This is a genomic window from Sphingomonas kaistensis (assembly GCF_036884275.1).
Classification (GTDB): Bacteria; Pseudomonadota; Alphaproteobacteria; order Sphingomonadales; family Sphingomonadaceae; genus Sphingomicrobium; species Sphingomicrobium kaistense_A.
Map to the genome: position 1 here is coordinate 1,846,196 of NZ_CP145607.1, position 15,037 is coordinate 1,861,232.

Annotated in this window: 14 protein-coding genes, 1 tRNA gene and 1 pseudogene; 11 read left to right on the forward strand and 5 right to left on the reverse strand. The window is 65.4% G+C overall.

Annotation, left to right across the window (positions count from 1 at the left end; translation table 11 throughout):
- Positions 1-90: 90 nt before the first annotated feature.
- From V6R86_RS08940 to V6R86_RS08950, 3 genes are all read right to left on the reverse strand, one after another.
- Positions 91-558: a PaaI family thioesterase gene (locus tag V6R86_RS08940; protein WP_338503869.1), complete on the reverse strand. Its 468-nt coding sequence runs from the start codon at positions 556-558 to the stop codon at positions 91-93.
- Positions 559-665: 107 nt separating this feature from the next.
- Positions 666-742, reverse strand: a tRNA-Arg gene (locus V6R86_RS08945).
- Between the two features lie 13 nt (positions 743-755).
- Positions 756-1,724: an alpha/beta fold hydrolase gene (locus V6R86_RS08950; protein ID WP_338503871.1), complete on the reverse strand. Its 969-nt coding sequence runs from the start codon at positions 1,722-1,724 to the stop codon at positions 756-758.
- Positions 1,725-1,803: 79 nt separating this feature from the next.
- On the opposite strand from V6R86_RS08950, the gene phaR reads away from it, so the two are divergent.
- The 5 genes from phaR to glmS all read left to right on the forward strand — a co-directional run bounded on the left by phaR (position 1,804) and on the right by glmS (position 7,110).
- Positions 1,804-2,340 (forward strand): polyhydroxyalkanoate synthesis repressor PhaR, encoded by a 537-nt coding sequence (gene phaR / locus V6R86_RS08955; RefSeq protein ID WP_338503873.1) that lies wholly within the window; start codon positions 1,804-1,806, stop codon positions 2,338-2,340.
- A gap of 5 nt (positions 2,341-2,345) precedes the next feature.
- On the forward strand, positions 2,346-2,774 hold the full coding sequence (locus V6R86_RS08960) for a hypothetical protein (RefSeq protein WP_338503875.1): 429 nt from the start codon (positions 2,346-2,348) through the stop codon (positions 2,772-2,774).
- A 310-nt stretch (positions 2,775-3,084) separates the two neighbouring features.
- A complete protein-coding gene (locus tag V6R86_RS08965) occupies positions 3,085-3,846 on the forward strand; it encodes a hypothetical protein (RefSeq protein ID WP_338503877.1) in 762 nt (253 codons plus the stop codon).
- A gap of 82 nt (positions 3,847-3,928) precedes the next feature.
- Entirely contained in the window at positions 3,929-5,281 is a 1,353-nt protein-coding gene (gene glmU, locus V6R86_RS08970; protein WP_338503879.1) for a bifunctional UDP-N-acetylglucosamine diphosphorylase/glucosamine-1-phosphate N-acetyltransferase GlmU, read from the forward strand.
- 5 nt (positions 5,282-5,286) lie between these two features.
- A complete protein-coding gene (gene glmS / locus V6R86_RS08975; protein ID WP_338503882.1) occupies positions 5,287-7,110 on the forward strand; it encodes a glutamine--fructose-6-phosphate transaminase (isomerizing) in 1,824 nt (607 codons plus the stop codon).
- A gap of 4 nt (positions 7,111-7,114) precedes the next feature.
- Here the strand turns inward: glmS and V6R86_RS08980 are convergent.
- Positions 7,115-8,173: pseudogene (locus tag V6R86_RS08980) on the reverse strand (EpsG family protein).
- Between the two features lie 162 nt (positions 8,174-8,335).
- Here V6R86_RS08980 and rfbA point away from each other — a divergent pair.
- Genes rfbA through V6R86_RS09005 form a run of 5 tightly spaced genes read left to right on the forward strand, consistent with a single transcriptional unit; the run spans position 8,336 to position 12,746 of the window.
- A complete protein-coding gene (gene rfbA / locus V6R86_RS08985) occupies positions 8,336-9,214 on the forward strand; it encodes a glucose-1-phosphate thymidylyltransferase RfbA (protein ID WP_338503885.1) in 879 nt (292 codons plus the stop codon).
- Positions 9,207-9,758, forward strand: a complete 552-nt coding sequence (gene rfbC, locus V6R86_RS08990; RefSeq protein WP_338503887.1) for a dTDP-4-dehydrorhamnose 3,5-epimerase — start codon at positions 9,207-9,209, stop codon at positions 9,756-9,758. The genes rfbA and rfbC overlap by 8 nt, the downstream gene beginning before the upstream one ends.
- On the forward strand, positions 9,755-10,807 hold the full coding sequence (rfbB, locus tag V6R86_RS08995) for a dTDP-glucose 4,6-dehydratase (RefSeq protein WP_338503889.1): 1,053 nt from the start codon (positions 9,755-9,757) through the stop codon (positions 10,805-10,807). Before rfbC ends, rfbB begins: the two co-directional genes overlap by 4 nt.
- Positions 10,807-11,682 carry a dTDP-4-dehydrorhamnose reductase gene (gene rfbD, locus V6R86_RS09000; RefSeq protein WP_338503891.1) on the forward strand — a complete coding sequence of 292 codons (876 nt, stop codon included), beginning with the start codon at positions 10,807-10,809 and terminating at the stop codon, positions 11,680-11,682. Before rfbB ends, rfbD begins: the two co-directional genes overlap by 1 nt.
- Entirely contained in the window at positions 11,682-12,746 is a 1,065-nt protein-coding gene (locus V6R86_RS09005; RefSeq protein WP_338503893.1) for a glycosyltransferase family 4 protein, read from the forward strand. Before rfbD ends, V6R86_RS09005 begins: the two co-directional genes overlap by 1 nt.
- On the opposite strand, the gene V6R86_RS09010 is transcribed toward V6R86_RS09005, so the two are convergent.
- Positions 12,715-13,953, reverse strand: a complete 1,239-nt coding sequence (locus V6R86_RS09010) for a glycosyltransferase (RefSeq protein ID WP_338503894.1) — start codon at positions 13,951-13,953, stop codon at positions 12,715-12,717. The two genes, V6R86_RS09005 and V6R86_RS09010, sit on opposite strands and share 32 nt — an antisense overlap.
- Before the next feature lie 58 nt (positions 13,954-14,011).
- Here V6R86_RS09010 and V6R86_RS09015 point away from each other — a divergent pair, with 58 nt between their 5' ends.
- Positions 14,012-15,004 carry a UDP-glucuronic acid decarboxylase family protein gene (locus V6R86_RS09015; protein WP_338503896.1) on the forward strand — a complete coding sequence of 331 codons (993 nt, stop codon included), beginning with the start codon at positions 14,012-14,014 and terminating at the stop codon, positions 15,002-15,004.
- Positions 15,005-15,037: the final 33 nt, after the last annotated feature.

Genomic DNA, 15,037 nt, shown 5'->3' on the forward strand with positions numbered 1-15,037 from the left:
CAGTATCGCGCCAGGTGCAACAGCAGACTGTTCGACGCTGTCAGCATCGTCCAGTCAGTTCGATAATGCAAGAGCGTTCGGATTGGGTCGTCAGGGCCGATCGGCGGCGGTCAGGCGAATTCGCTTGAGCGTCCCCGAAAACGCGAAGATCGGCTCAGCCCCGCTGTGCAAGATCCCGCGCACGAAGATCAGGTGTCGGGTGCTGCGAAGGACTTCGCCGGTGCATTCGATCAGCGCCCCCGCCCCGACCGACGCGATGAATTCGCTATTGAAGGTCGCGGTCACGGCCGGCCCGCCGGAGAGGGCATCGAGCGCGAGTGCGAATAGGCAATAGTCGGCAAAGGTCATCAGCGCGCCGCCGTGGACGAAATGGCCGCCGTTCAAATGCTTGTACTCGACCCGCATCGCGCAGCGGATGGAGCCATCGTTCTCGCGGCGGTAGAAGAACGGACCGGCATGTTCTTCGAACGGATCGGCGGTGAACTGCGTCCAGCCCGCCCATTCCCCGTCGCTGACAAAGCGGCTGGGCCACGGCGCGGGTTCCGGCAAATCATCCATAATCGAACCCCATGCTGTGGCGAAGCGTGAGCGATGACGTGCCAAAGCGCCGAGCATAAGACCAGCTTCTTGCCGAGCGACAAGGGAAACAAGGATGCACTGGAAAATGGCGCACCCGACAGGATTCGAACCTGTGGCCTCTGCCTTCGGAGGGCAGCGCTCTATCCAGCTGAGCTACGGGTGCGTGCGGAGCGGCCCTAGCGGGACGGGGCGACGCCTTCAAGCCATCTCAACAGCGGGGCGTGGAGGGAGGTGGCGGCATCGCGGCCGACGATCATGCCGACATGGCCCGAAGGCGAGGACAGCCGCTCGCCGGTGGGAGCAGTCGCCGCGGGAACGATCCGATCGCCGGTGGCGGTGACATGGAGCATCGGGCAGGCGGGCAGGGGGGCGATCATGCCCGCGTTGCCGAACAGGTCTTCCACCAGTTGGCGCGCTGCCGGCAGGGGAAGGGGCTCGCCGCTATTGGCCCAATCTTCCAGAGCGACGAAACGCTGCGCCTGGCTCGACCCGAGGTCGGCGGTGGCGAAGTGGGCGAATTTGGCAACGATCCGCGCCGGGTCGATCTGCCAGAAGGCGGCCTGAAGCACTTCCATCGGCAGAAAGCCGAGGCGGCCCGCCGCCGTCTCGCTTGCCCGCCAAAGGGCCAGCAGCGCTTTCCTGGCGCTTCCTTCGTAGGCGCCGAAATCATAAGGCGAGGCAAGGGTCGCGACCACCCGCACGGCCGAGGTTCGCGCTGCCGCCGCAAGTGCGAGCGTACCGCCCAGACAATAGCCCGCCAGAATCGCGGGACCGGCGGCTTCGACCAACGGTACGAGCCGCTCATCGACATGGCCGTCGAGGCTGAGCTCCTGGCGCGCCGCGGCCAGTCCCCAATCGAGCAGCAGGACCCGGTGCCGCGCCGCGAGCGCATCGGCGAGCGAGCAATCGGGGTCGAGATCAAGGATGGTCGGCGGATTGATCAGCGAAGGGACCAGGATCACCGTCGGCCCGGACCCTCCGCAATCGCGCAGGGTGACGCCGGCCACTTCCTGCACGACCGGTCGCTCGCGCCGTGATGGCGGGGGCGGCGCGAACTGGTAGCGGCGCAGTCCGTCGAGCGCCGCGCGGCCCAATGCCGGGTCATCGATGGCCGCGTCGCGCAGCAATTCGAGGAATAACGGCAAAGGCCGTGGCCCGCGCATTTGTTGCGGCGCAGTATGCGGCGGTGCTAGGTCGTGGGCCACGTCGCCGCAAGGACTGCCCATGAATGCTTCGCCCCACAAGGTCACGATCAAGAAATACGCCAACCGGCGACTCTACGACACCGAAAGCTCGACCTATGTCACGCTGGATCGCCTGGCGCAGATGATCCGCGAGGGGCGCGATTTTGTCGTGGTCGATGCCAAGACCGGGGAGGACATTACCCATCAGGCGCTGACCCAGATCATCGTCGAGGAAGAAGCCCGCGGCGGGGCGACCATGCTTCCGGCGAGCTTCCTGCGCCAGCTGATCGCGCTGTACGGCAACTCGATGCAGACGATGGTGCCGGGATATCTCGACGCCGCGATGCAGAGCTTTTCCAAGAACCAGGCCGCCTTCAAGGACGCATTCGGAACCAACCTGTTTGCCGACATGGCGAAGCGGCAGATGGCCTTGTTCGAGAAAGGCGCGAAGGCGTTCACCGGTGCAGCGGCGGCGCCCGCGCGGGCGGCGGAGCCGGCTCAGCCCAAGGACGACGTCGCGGCGCTCAAGGCCGAGCTCGACGCGCTTCGGGCCAAGGTCGACAAGCTGGGGAGCTGAACCGGGTGAGCCTTTTTGCATTGACGCTTGCCGCGCTGCAGACCGCCGCCGCGCCCGCGCTTCAACCGCCGCCGGCCGACTGGCGGACCCGCGCGACCACCGCCGGGGTATGGAGCTGGCGCAACGCTTCCGACGCCAGCGAAGCGATGTTTTCCGATTCGCGCGGGGTGCAGCTGGTGATCCGATGCACCCGCGCGACTCGGCGAATCACCTTTTCACGCACCGGTGCGGCGCCCACGCAACGGATTCGCATCGCGACGACCAGCAGCGAGCGTCAGCTTCCGCCCGGCAACATGCTGCTGGCAAGCGATCCCTTGCTCGACGCAATCGCCTTCAGCCGCGGGCGGTTGTGGGTGGATGCGACCGGCGTCATGCCGCTGGTCCTGCGTTCGGCCCCGGAGCCGGCACGAGCGGTCGAGGATTGCCGAAGCTGACGATCATTTCAAGGCTTGAACGATCCATACTTTCGCGCATTCTGCGGGTGCCAACAACACAGCGAAAGGAGGTGATCCGATGTCTCATGGTTCAGCAAGGGGCACGGTGAAGTTCGTTCGGGAGATGCAGGCCTAATCAGCCTGCCCGATGGTCTCCCGGGCTGGAGCTCTCCGGCCGCTGACCATGTCGAAGGGGCCGTTGTCTTACGGGACGACGGTCCCTTTTACGCGTCTGGAACGGCGTATTCGCGGGAACCGTTGCGGCGCTGCATCGTCTTGTCGGCAACGCATCCAACGGGGAGATTATCTCGTGGCCAGGTCCAAGACCTCGAAATCGAACAATCAGGGCGGCAGCAGCAGCTTCACCAGTCAGGAAGACAAGCTCGGCGCGGCCGGCGGCGGAGCCGGTTCCAGCGATAGCGGCAACGACGCCAAGGATGGCCACGACGGCAATCTCAACGAAACGCTCGACAAGCTCGCCAAGGCGGCGATGAGCAAGGAAATGCTTGCCGCGGGCCTCGCCGCCGCGGCTGCCGCGATCAGCGCGAGCCCTACGGTCCGCCGCAAGATCCGCGACGCCGGGCTGGACGCGGCCGATAGCGCGACCAATGCGGCTACCTCGATGGCGAACAGCGTCGGAAAGCTTGGCTCGCTGATCGCCGAAGCCGTCGCCGACGCCGCGCAAAAGGTGCTGGGCGGTTCGGACTCGTCGTCATCTTCGTCGGGCAGCAGCCGCAGGTCGTCGGCCAAATCCGGTGCAAGCACTGCCAAACGCAGCGCCAGCCAGCGCGCCTCGGCGGCCAAGGAAAAGGCGACCGGCACGGGCCGCTCCACTTCGTCGCGCAGCAGTAGCGGCGCTTCGACCAGCACCCGCAAGAAGGCCGAAGGTGCCGCTGGTGCCGCCAAGAGCGCTGCGACCGCGCCCAAGCGCGCTGCCGCCAGCCGCAGCGGCACCGCTGCACGCACGCGTTCGACCACCGCGCGGAGCACGGGTACGGCCCGGCGCGGTTCGACCCGCAAGCCCACGGGTGGCGGCTCGAATGGCGGGGGCGAGGGCGGCAGCGACAGCTAAGCTTCCCGCAGCAAGCGACAAAAAGGGCCTTCGTCCGCTGGACGGGGGCTCTTTCTCTTTGACGCGTCCTCTGCCACAGGCCGTGATCATGAAGCCGCTTGCCGTTGTCATTCTCGCTGCCGGGCAGGGCACCCGGATGCGCTCGGACCTGCACAAGGTCCTTCACACGCTCGCCGGCAAGCCAATGCTGATGCACCTTCTCGATACCGTCGATACGCTTGATGCCGAGCGGCGGGTGGTGGTGGTCGGCAAGGGCCGCGAGCAGCTTGAAAGCGCGCTCGAAGGACACGGACTGACGCTGGCGGTACAGGCCGAGCAGAAGGGTACCGGCCATGCGGTCGCACAGGCCGCCGATGCGCTGGCCGGCTTCGAAGGCACCGTGCTGGTGCTGTACGGCGATACGCCGTGCGTCGATGTCGAGACGCTGCAGCGCATGCGTTCGCGGCTCGAGGCCGAGGACGCGCCGGGGGTGGTTGTGCTCGCTTCCTCGCCCGCCGATCCCGCGGCTTATGGTCGGGTCATTCTCGGCGACGGCGATACGATCGCCAAGATGGTCGAATATAAGGATGCGACCGAAGAGGAGCGCGCGGTTCGGCTTTGCAACAGCGGGATGATGGCGGTTGCCGCGACCAACCTGTTCCGCTGGCTGTCGCAAGTCGGCAACGATAATGCCGCCGGCGAATATTATCTCCCCGATATCGTGATGATCGCCAATGCTGAAGGGCGTCACAGTGTCGCGGTCGAATGCGATGCGTGGCAGACCGCGGGGATCAACAGCCGCACCGAACTCGCGCAGGTCGAGCGCGAGTGGCAGGGGCGCCGCCGAACTCAGGCGATGGTGGAGGGGGCGACGTTGCTCGATCCCGACACCGTCTGGTTCAGCGCCGACACCAGGCTCGGGCGCGACGTGCTGATCGAACCGAGCGTGTTCTTCGGTCCGGGCGTGACCGTCGCCGATGGCGCGATCATCCGCGCCTTTTCGCATCTCGAAGGCGCGCTGGTCGGGCCCGGCGCCGAGGTTGGTCCCTACGCTCGCCTGCGCCCCGGCGCGGAGCTCGGCGAAAAGTCCAAGGTCGGCAATTTCGTCGAGATCAAGAAGGCGCGGCTGGGCGCGAAGGCCAAGGCCAATCACCTGAGCTATATCGGCGATGCCGAAGTCGGCGCGGGCGCCAACATCGGGGCCGGCACCATCACCTGCAACTACGATGGCTTTTTCAAGTATCCGACGCGGATCGGCGAAGGCGCCTTTATCGGTTCCAACTCTTCGCTGGTCGCGCCGGTGACCGTCGGAGCGCGCGCGATCGTCGGGGCAGGCTCGGTCGTCACCCGCGATGTGGACGGCGATGCGCTCGGCGTCACCCGTGCCGAACAGAAGCAACTCACCGGTTGGGCGGCGCGCTTTCGCGAACGCCAGTCGGCCAAGAAGGGCAAGTAAGCGTCATGTGCGGAATTGTCGCCATTGTCGGTCAGGAACCGGTTGCCCAGCGGTTGTTCGAGGGCCTCCGTCGCCTCGAATATCGCGGCTATGACAGCGCGGGCATCTGCACGTTGGTCGAAGGCGGCTTCGACCGCCGGCGGGCCGAGGGCAAGCTCGACAATCTGGGTGCGCGGCTGGCGGACAGTCCGCTTCCCGGCATCACGGGCATCGCGCACACCCGCTGGGCGACGCACGGGCGCCCGACCGAGGCCAATGCCCACCCGCACATCGCCGGGCCGGTGGCGCTGGTTCACAATGGCATCATTGAGAACTTCAAGCCGCTCCGCGCCGAACTGGTCGCCGGAGGCCGCACGCTGCTGAGCGAAACCGACAGCGAGGTGGTCGCTCATCTCGTTGCGCGCGAGGTCGAGGCTGGTCGCAGTCCCGAAGAAGCGGTCTCCGTCGTCCTGCCGCGACTGCACGGCGCTTTCGCCATGGCCTTTCTATTCCGTGACCACGACGGTCTCGTGATCGGCGCCCGGATGGGCGCGCCGCTGACCGTCGGCTATGGCGAGGGCGAGAATTATCTCGGGTCCGACGCCATCGCGCTGGCGCCGTGGACCCGCCGCATCGCCTATCTCGAAGAAGGCGACTGGGTCGTCGTCCGCAACGAGGAGGTCCGCATCTTCGATCGCGACAATCAGGCTGTCGAACGCCAGATCGTGACCAGCGAAGCCAATGCCGAGACCATCTCCAAGGGCAATCACGCGCACTTCATGCGCAAGGAGATTTTCGAGCAGCCGCTGGTCGTCGCGCAGACCCTGCAAAGCTATGTCCGTGCGTTCGACGGCGAAGTCGCCATCCCCACCGCCGACTTCGACCTGAGCCAGGTCGACCGGGTAACGATGGTCGCCTGCGGCACCAGCTATTACGCCGGGATGGTCGGCAAATACTGGATCGAGCGCTTCGCCCGCGTACCGGTCGACATCGATGTCGCAAGCGAGTTTCGCTACCGCGACCCGGTGCTCGAAAAGGGCGGCCTTGCCCTCTTCATCAGCCAATCGGGCGAAACCGCCGATACGCTCGCCGCGCTTCGCCATGCGCGGGCTGAAGGGCAGAAGATCGCGGTGGTCGTGAACGTGCCGACCAGTTCGATGGCGCGCGAAGCGGATCTGCTCCTGCCGACCCGCGCCGGCCCCGAGATCGGCGTCGCCTCGACCAAGGCCTTCACCTGCCAGCTTGCCGTGCTCGCCGCGCTGGCGGTCAATCTCGCCCGCGCTCGCGGCCGGATCACGGCGGACGAGGAGCGCGAAATCGTCTCTCATCTCACCGAAGCGCCCGAGGCCATGGCGCGCGCGATCGAGCATGATGACGACATCAAGGCAATGGCGCCGCTGATCGCGCCGGCCCGCGACGTGCTCTATCTCGGCCGTGGCCCTGATTACCCGATGGCACTCGAAGGCGCGCTGAAACTGAAGGAAATCAGCTATATTCACGCGGAAGGCTATGCCGCGGGCGAGATGAAGCATGGGCCGATAGCGCTGATCGACGATGCCGTTCCGGTGATCGTGCTGGCTCCGTCGGGACCCCTCTTCGACAAGACCGTCAGCAACATGCAGGAAGTGAGCGCCCGGGGCGGCAAGATCATCCTGATCAGCGATGCCGAGGGCATTGCTGCGGCGGGCGAGGGCTGTGTGGCGACGATCGAAATGCCGTCGGTTCACGAACTGATCGCGCCGCTCGTCTATGCCGTGCCGGTGCAATTGCTCGCCTATCATGTGGCGGTGTGGAAGGGCACCGACGTCGACCAGCCCCGCAATCTCGCCAAGAGCGTGACAGTGGAATGATCGCCTAAGCGTCGAGCCAAGTGCGATAGGGGATCCAGTGGTCGCTATAGGTACCGAACGTCAGCCAGGTGAATAGCACCGCGGCGCTGTAGGCGGCGACCAGGAACGTTCCCAAACCGCGCTGCAGCAGCGTGCCCGGAATGCGCGCCAGGACGACGACCTGGATCGGCAGCAGGTAAAGCGCCACCCGGTCGACCGCTGTCGATGAAGGCGAGACGACGAGGGCGACCGTGCTGGCGATCGCTACCAACGAGAAGTTGCGCCAAAGCTTCTCCTCGCTTTCGCTGAACCCGAAGCGCTTGCGATAAATGAGGAAGATGATCCCCGGCAGCAGCGACATGGAAATGCGGATCGCCGCGCCCGACGAGCTGTAGCGGGCGCCGATGTAATTCTTGACCAATGCCTCGACGCTGTCCTGCAGCAACAATGTGTAAAGCCCGACGCCGGCGGTGGCGAGCAGGGCGATATCGACGATCCTGCGGCGGTTTCCAAGAAAGGCGACCATCGGCAGACACACCACCACGCTTTTGTGGAAAAGCGCGGCCATCCCGACCCAGAAGATGAAGCGCGGCAGGCTGTCGGTGCGCAGCAGGGTGGCGAGCCCCAGCATCAGAAACCCCAGCGCCGCGGCTTGCCGAGTATAGCCCATCGCGACAACGACGATCAGATACGGAACCGCCAACAGCAGCGAGAGCCATGGATTGGGCTCTCTGCGGACCAGCGCAGCAAGACCTCAGACGGTGATCGCCCCGCAGACGAGGTTGACCAGCCACACGTCCGCCCCGACCTGCTGGCCCAGCCAGTTCAGGAATTCGTAGCCGGGGTCGCCTCGCAGCAAGGTCTGGTCCAGCGTCCGGAAACCGGCGCGCTTGAACATGAATTCATAGGTTTCCCAGTCGCCGCCGACGTCGTAGCGAAGCCCGATCATCAGCGTCATGCCGATAAGGCCGATCACCGCGATGATCGACAAGCCGGGGCCATCCGTGGCGGAAAGCGCCCCTGGATATTGGTGACGGTCTTGGGGCGTTTGCCATTCCGGCGCACTGTGACGCTGCGACAACATCACGCCGAGAAAGAAGAACGCCCAAAGAGACCAGTAGGGGATCACGGGCGGCCACCGCTTTGCGAGACCTGCCGCCGGACTTTACGCTCGCTTTGGCAAAAGTCTCTGCTATCGGACGGTCGAAGCCTCATGGGGCGCGGCGTAGCGAAGCGGGGAGAAGCAGTGAAGGGGATTATTCTGGCCGGTGGGAGCGGGACCCGCCTCTATCCGGCGACTTTGGCCGCGTCGAAGCAGATGCTTCCGGTCTACGACAAGCCGATGGTATATTATCCGCTCGGCATGCTGATGCTGGCGGGGATCCGCGACATCCTGCTGATCTCGACGCCTCACGATCTGCCGCTCTTCCAGCGACTGCTCGGCGACGGAAGCGAATTCGGCATTCGTTTGAGCTATGCCGTGCAGCCCGAGCCCAATGGTCTTGCCGAAGCCTTTATCATCGGGCGCGAATTCATCGGCGACGACAAGGTCGCGCTCGTGCTGGGTGACAACATCTTCTACGGCGCCGGTCTTGGTGATCTCGCCCGCGAGGCCGCGGCGCGCGAGACGGGTGCGACGGTGTTCGCTTATTCGGTCGACGATCCCGAGCGCTATGGTGTCGCCACCTTCGATTCCGATGGCCGGGTCACCGATATCGAGGAAAAGCCCGCCAATCCGAAATCGCATTTCGCGGTGACCGGCCTGTACTTCTACGACAATCGCGTGGTCGACATCGCCGCCAATCTCGCGCCCAGCCCGCGCGGCGAGCTCGAGATCACCGACGTCAATCGCGCTTATCTCGCGGACGGTGATCTGTACGTCACCCGGCTCGGCCGGGGCTATGCCTGGCTCGACACCGGCACGCACGAAAGCCTCCTTGATGCGAGCAGCTTTGTCCGGACCATCGAGCATCGCCAAGGGGTGAAGGTGATGTGCCCCGAGGAAATCGCGCTCGAGCAGGGCTGGCTCGACGGCGCCGCCGTGTTGAAACGTGCTGAACAACTCGGCAAGACGCCGTACGCCACCTACCTTCGCCGCCGGGTGCAGGAGCTCGCCGATGCTTGAGGTGAGGGAAACCGGGTTGCCGGGCGTCCTTGAACTGCTGCCGCGAAAGATCGGCGATGATCGCGGATTTTTCTCCGAAGTGTGGAGCGAGCGCAGCTTTAAAGAAGCCGGGCTCGATTACAGCTTCGTGCAGGACAATCACAGCCGTTCGGCCAAGGGCGTGCTGCGCGGCCTTCATTATCAGCTCGAACCCATCGCTCAGACCAAGCTCGTGCGCGTGACGCGCGGCAGCGTGTTCGATGTCGCAGTCGATATTCGCCGGTCAAGCCCGACCTTCGGAAAATGGATCGGCGTCACCCTGTCGGCGGACAGCTGGAATCAACTGCTGGTCCCGGCGGGTTTCGCCCATGGCTTTCTCGCCCTCGAAGACGGGAGCGAGGTGCAGTACAAGGTGGACGCGCCCTACAGCCCCGCCCACGACCGCGGCATCAATCCCGACGATCCCGCCATCGGCATCGACTGGCCGCTACCCCGCGACCAATGGCTGTTGTCGACCAAGGATCAGAACGCCCCCCATCTTGCAGAGGCCGAAGTCTTTTCATGAGTGCCATTCTCGTCACCGGCGGTGCCGGCTTCATCGGTAGTGCCGTGGTGCGCCGGCTGGTCGCCTCCGGCCAGCGCGTCATCACCCTCGACAAGCTGACCTATTCGGGCTCGCTGACCAGCCTCAAGGAAGTCGAAGGGTCGGAAAACCACCGCTTCGTCGAAGGCGATATCGGCGATCAAGCGCTGATCGGCGCCTTGCTGCGCGAAGAACAGGTCAGCGGCATCATGCACCTGGCGGCGGAAAGCCATGTCGATCGCTCGATCGACGGGCCTGGCGTGTTCATCGAGACCAATGTCGTCGGCACCTACAAGCTGCTTCAGGCCGCACTTGACTATTGGCGCAGCCTCGAAGGCGACGTGAAAGACGCCTTCCGGTTCCACCACATCTCGACCGACGAAGTGTTCGGCGATCTGCCGTTCGACAGCGGGTTCTTCACCGAGGAAACGCCTTACGCGCCGTCGTCGCCGTATAGCGCAAGCAAGGCGGCGTCCGACCACCTTGTCCGCGCCTGGCATCACACCTACGGCCTGCCGGTGGTGCTGTCGAACTGCTCCAACAATTATGGGCCGTATCACTTCCCTGAAAAGCTGATCCCGCTGGTCATCCTGAATGCGCTCGAGGGCAAGCCGCTGCCGGTCTACGGCAAGGGCGAGAATGTCCGTGACTGGCTGTTCGTCGAGGATCATGCCGCCGCGCTGGAAACCATCTTCCGCACCGGCGTGGTCGGCGAAAGCTACAATGTCGGAGGGAAGGCCGAGCGTACCAATCTGCAGGTCGTCGAAGCGATCTGCGACGTGCTGGACGAGCGTCGCCCGCTGGCCGACGGCCGCAAGCGGCGCGAACTCATCACCTTCGTCACCGACCGTCCGGGCCACGATCGCCGCTACGCCATCGACTGCTCGCGGATCGAGCGCGAGCTTGGCTGGACGCCGTCGGTCGATTTCGAACAGGGTCTTGCCCGCACCGTCGACTGGTATCTCGCCAACGAATGGTGGTGGGGCCCGCTGCGCGAGCGTTATGCCGGCGAGCGGCTCGGCAAAGCGTGATGAAGATCCTCGTCACCGGGCGTGACGGCCAGCTTGCGCGAAGTCTTGCCGAGGGGGCGTGCGATTACCCGGACCTTTCGCTGCACTTCGCTGCCCGGCCCGAATGCGATCTCGCCGTTCCGGGATCGGCCGCCGCGGTCATTCGCGAAACGCGTCCCGACTTGGTGATCAGCGCCGCCGCTTATACCGCGGTCGACAAGGCCGAGCAGGAGCCCGAGCTGGCGCGGCGCATTAATGCGCAAGCGGCGGGCGAGATCGCCGAGGCCGCCGCAGCGATCGGCGCACCGCTGATTCACGTCTCCACCGACTATGTGTTCGGCGGCACCGGCGATGCGCCGATGCGCGAGGACGAACCCATCGCCCCGCTCGGCGCCTATGGCCGGACCAAAGCCGAGGGCGAGGCGGCGGTGGGGGAAGGGCAGGGCGACCACCTGATCCTGCGCACCGCCTGGGTTTATTCGCCCTTCGGCGCGAACTTCGTGAAGACCATGCTGCGCCTGGCGCGCGGCCGCGACGAGATTGCGGTCGTCGCCGACCAGATGGGATCGCCCACGAATGCGCTCGATCTTGCCGACGTGCTCCTCGCGCTCGCTTCCCGCCGCGCAGGCGGTGACCGGACGGGTTGGGGCGAAACCTATCATGCGGCTGGCAGCGGGCAGGCGAGCTGGGCCGAATTCGCCGCCGAGATCATGCGGATGAGCGGCGCGCAGACTCGTATCCGGCCGATCCCGACCAGCGACTTCCCGACCCCGGCAAAGCGTCCCGCGTGGTCGGTGCTCGACGGGGCCAAACTGAACGAGACCTTCGGGCTCGCCCTGCCCGAGTGGAAGACCAGCCTCGCGCCCGTGGTGAAGAGGCTGCTGGACGAAGGCTGATGCGGGTTCTGGCGTTCACCCGATACGATCGCGACGCCGCCAGCACACGCTACCGACTGCTTCAGTTCCTTCCTGAACTCGAAAAGGCGGGCATCGAAGTCGAATGGCACCCGCTGCTTGGGCACGGCCACATGAAGCGGCTGGTCGACGGGCGCAGCGGGACCGGGAGCGGGGTCGCCGCAGCCTACGCTCGCCGCCTCGCGACGCTCGCCACGGCGCGCAAGCCCGATCTCCTGTGGATCTACGGGGAGTTGTTTCCCTATCTTCCGGCAGCATTCGAACAGGCCGCCATGCCGAAGGGGGCGCCGGTCATCTACGACTGGGACGACGCCTTTCATCTCGCCTACCAGGGGCATCGCAAAGCAACGGTGCGCGGCCTACTGGGCGAGAAATTCGATCGCCTCCTGAAAGGGGCCACGGCGGTTACCTGCGGCAACGAAATGCTCCGCGAGCATGCCGCGCGCTTCTGTGAACGGACGCTCGTCGTGCCGACGGTGGTCGATACCGAGCAATGGCGACCCTCTGTCTCGTTGGCGGAGCGACCGATCATCGGCTGGATCGGCAGTCCCACCACCTGGCCAAACATGCGCCCGTTGCTCCCCCTGCTGAAGCGATTGCACCGCGAGACGGGCGCCCGTGTCCGTGCCGTCGGGGCCGGCACGGCGGCCGAAGCGGACCGATTCGAGGGCCTCGATCTCGTCGAATGGAGCGAGGACAGCGAAATCGCCGCCGTCCGATCAATGTCGATCGGCATCATGCCGCTGCTCGACCGACCGTTCGAGCGCGGCAAGAGCGGGTTCAAGCTCATCCAGTATATGGCCTGCGGATTGCCCGTCATGGCTTCGCCAGTGGGCGTCAACAACAGCATCGTGGAGGACGGGCGGAACGGCTTCCTCGCATCGAGCGACCAGCAATGGGAGACGGGCCTGCGCCGCCTGATCGCCGATCCTGCGCTCCGGCGGCAATTCGGTGAGCAAGGCCGCAAACGCGCGGTGACCGACTATTCCCTCGCCTCGCAGGCGCCGCGGCTGGTCAGCCTCTTCCGCGAGGTCGCAAGGCGCTGAGCTCGTCGTAAATGGCGTCGTAGCGCCGGACGCCTTCGCCAAGATCGAACCAGCGCGCACGGCCTTCGCGCCAGCGGGTCATATCCGGTCGCAAGGTCGCCAACTCGTCCAGCGCGCGCTCGTAACCGGACCGGTCGAGGGCGTCGATCGACACGCCCGCTCCGGTTTCCTCAAGAATGCGGTCGACGTCCCCCACGCCGGCATTGGTCACGATCGGCAGCTCCATCGCCAGGAGCTCGCCAAGTTTCACCGGTGAACTCGCCTGCTTGGAAAAGGTCGGGCGAATGAAGAACAGGCCATAGTCGGCGGCGGCCAGCAGGCGCGGGACCTCGGCCCGGGTGCCGCTTTGGATACGCAGCGCGGAAGCGGGGATGCCGCGCTCGGCTGCCGGCGCGAGGATTGGCTCGGGCGCGTCGCGCGTGACGAACAGCAGCACCGCGGCGGGATCGCGCGCGCGCTGCACCGCGAAGAAGTCGAGCATCTCGCCGAGCATGTACCAGGTGCCGATCGACCCCAGATAGGCGGCGACCGTGGCGTTCCCGGGAATTTCGAGCGACCGTCGCGCTGCGGCCCGCGCATCCGGCGTCACCGCCGGAAACGCTGCGAAGTCGGCGCAGCACGGGATGACCGTGACGGGAACCGACGCCGGCACCTGCCACTCGCCGCGCAGGATGTCGCGCCCGGCCTCAGTCAGCACGACGACGTGATCGGCTTCAGCAAGGAGGCGCTTTTCCTGTTTCTTGAACCAGCCGTAGATCGCCCGATAGATCGGCTTGGCGAGGTCCCACAGCCCGCCCTCGACCCGCTCGTCGGCCCAAAAACCGCGCATGTCGAACAGGAATCTCGTGCCGCTCTTCCGCTTCAGCCGTGCGCCGACCAGCGCGGGCAGGTAGCTTCGGCAATGGACGATGTCGAACCACTGGCGCGCGTTTAGCCGCTCGGCGACCCGCGTCATCACCCGCAGATCCTTCATCGTCGACAGGATCGGCGGCGTCTTGGTGTAGGTCTGCGGATGCCAGTCGATCCCCGCCGCCAAGCATTGCGCGGCCAGCGCCTCGCGCTCCGCCGCCGACCGCTCGGGCTTCTCGAAGGTGACGAGACTAATGCGGTGCCCCGCCCTGGCCAGCTCGACCAGGTAGGCGAGCACCTGGCTCGGCCCCAGCGGATCGGTCAGGCCATCATAAGAGAGATAAAGAACGGCGGCCATGACAGTGGCCCGATTAGAGACAAACCACGTCGCTGGACAGCCCACCCCCGGTGGGGCAATGATCGCAGCAGTTCACTCCAATTTTCCGAAAGCCGCCGTGCCCCGCAATTATTCTTCCCGCAAGCGTGTGATGGTTACCGGCGGCGCCGGTTTTCTGGGTTCCCACTTGATCAAGCGATTGCTCGACGACGGCCACGAAGTGCTGTGCGTCGACAATCTGTTCACCGGGACCAAGGACAATCTGCGGGAAGTCGCGGGCAATCCGCATTTCGAGTTCCTGCGGCACGACATCACCTTCCCGCTGTTCGTCGAAGTCGACGAGATCTACAATCTCGCCTGCCCAGCCTCGCCGATTCATTATCAGCACGATCCGGTGCAGACGACCAAGACCAGCGTGATCGGCGCGATCAACATGCTGGGGCTGGCCAAGCGCCTCGGCGCGCGGATCTTCCAGGCCTCGACCAGCGAGGTCTACGGCGACCCCCACGTCCATCCGCAGCAGGAAGATTATTGGGGCAACGTCAATCCGATCGGCCCGCGCAGCTGCTACGACGAGGGCAAGCGCTGCGCCGAAACCCTGTTCTTCGATTATCATCGCCAGCACGGGATGGAGATCAAGGTCGTCCGCATCTTCAACACCTACGGCCCGCACATGCACCCGGCCGACGGGCGCGTGGTCTCGAACTTCATCATGCAGGCGCTGCGCAACGAGCCGATCACCATCTACGGCGACGGCAGCCAGACCCGCAGCTTCTGCTATGTCGACGACCTCATCAACGGCTTCGTCAAGCTGATGGATTCGCCGGCCGAGGTCACCGGGCCGATCAACATCGGCAATCCCAACGAATTCACCATCCTCGAACTTGCTGAAATGGCGATCCGGCGAACCGGCAGCAGCTCGGAAATCATCCGCCTGCCGCTGCCCGCCGACGATCCCAAGCAGCGCCAGCCCAACATCAGCCTTGCCCGCGAGAAGCTGGGCTGGGAACCGACCGTGCCGCTGGAGCAGGGTCTCGCGCGCACGATTGAATATTTCCGCCGCTTTGTCTGAGAGCCCTGAGGCTCGTTCCAGGCCGCGGCGAAA

Bases quoted from the DNA above. Each gene is read 5' to 3' on its own strand.
- V6R86_RS08940 (WP_338503869.1), bottom strand. From the start codon at position 558: ATGGATGATTTGCCGGAACCCGCGCCGTGGCCCAGCCGCTTTGTCAGC.
- phaR (WP_338503873.1), top strand. From the start codon at position 1,804: ATGAATGCTTCGCCCCACAAGGTCACGATCAAGAAATACGCCAACCGG.
- glmS (WP_338503882.1), top strand. From the start codon at position 5,287: ATGTGCGGAATTGTCGCCATTGTCGGTCAGGAACCGGTTGCCCAGCGG.
- rfbC (WP_338503887.1), top strand. From the start codon at position 9,207: ATGCTTGAGGTGAGGGAAACCGGGTTGCCGGGCGTCCTTGAACTGCTG.
- rfbB (WP_338503889.1), top strand. From the start codon at position 9,755: ATGAGTGCCATTCTCGTCACCGGCGGTGCCGGCTTCATCGGTAGTGCC.
- rfbD (WP_338503891.1), top strand. From the start codon at position 10,807: ATGAAGATCCTCGTCACCGGGCGTGACGGCCAGCTTGCGCGAAGTCTT.
- V6R86_RS09005 (WP_338503893.1), top strand. From the start codon at position 11,682: ATGCGGGTTCTGGCGTTCACCCGATACGATCGCGACGCCGCCAGCACA.
- V6R86_RS09010 (WP_338503894.1), bottom strand. From the start codon at position 13,953: ATGGCCGCCGTTCTTTATCTCTCTTATGATGGCCTGACCGATCCGCTG.
- V6R86_RS09015 (WP_338503896.1), top strand. From the start codon at position 14,012: ATGATCGCAGCAGTTCACTCCAATTTTCCGAAAGCCGCCGTGCCCCGC.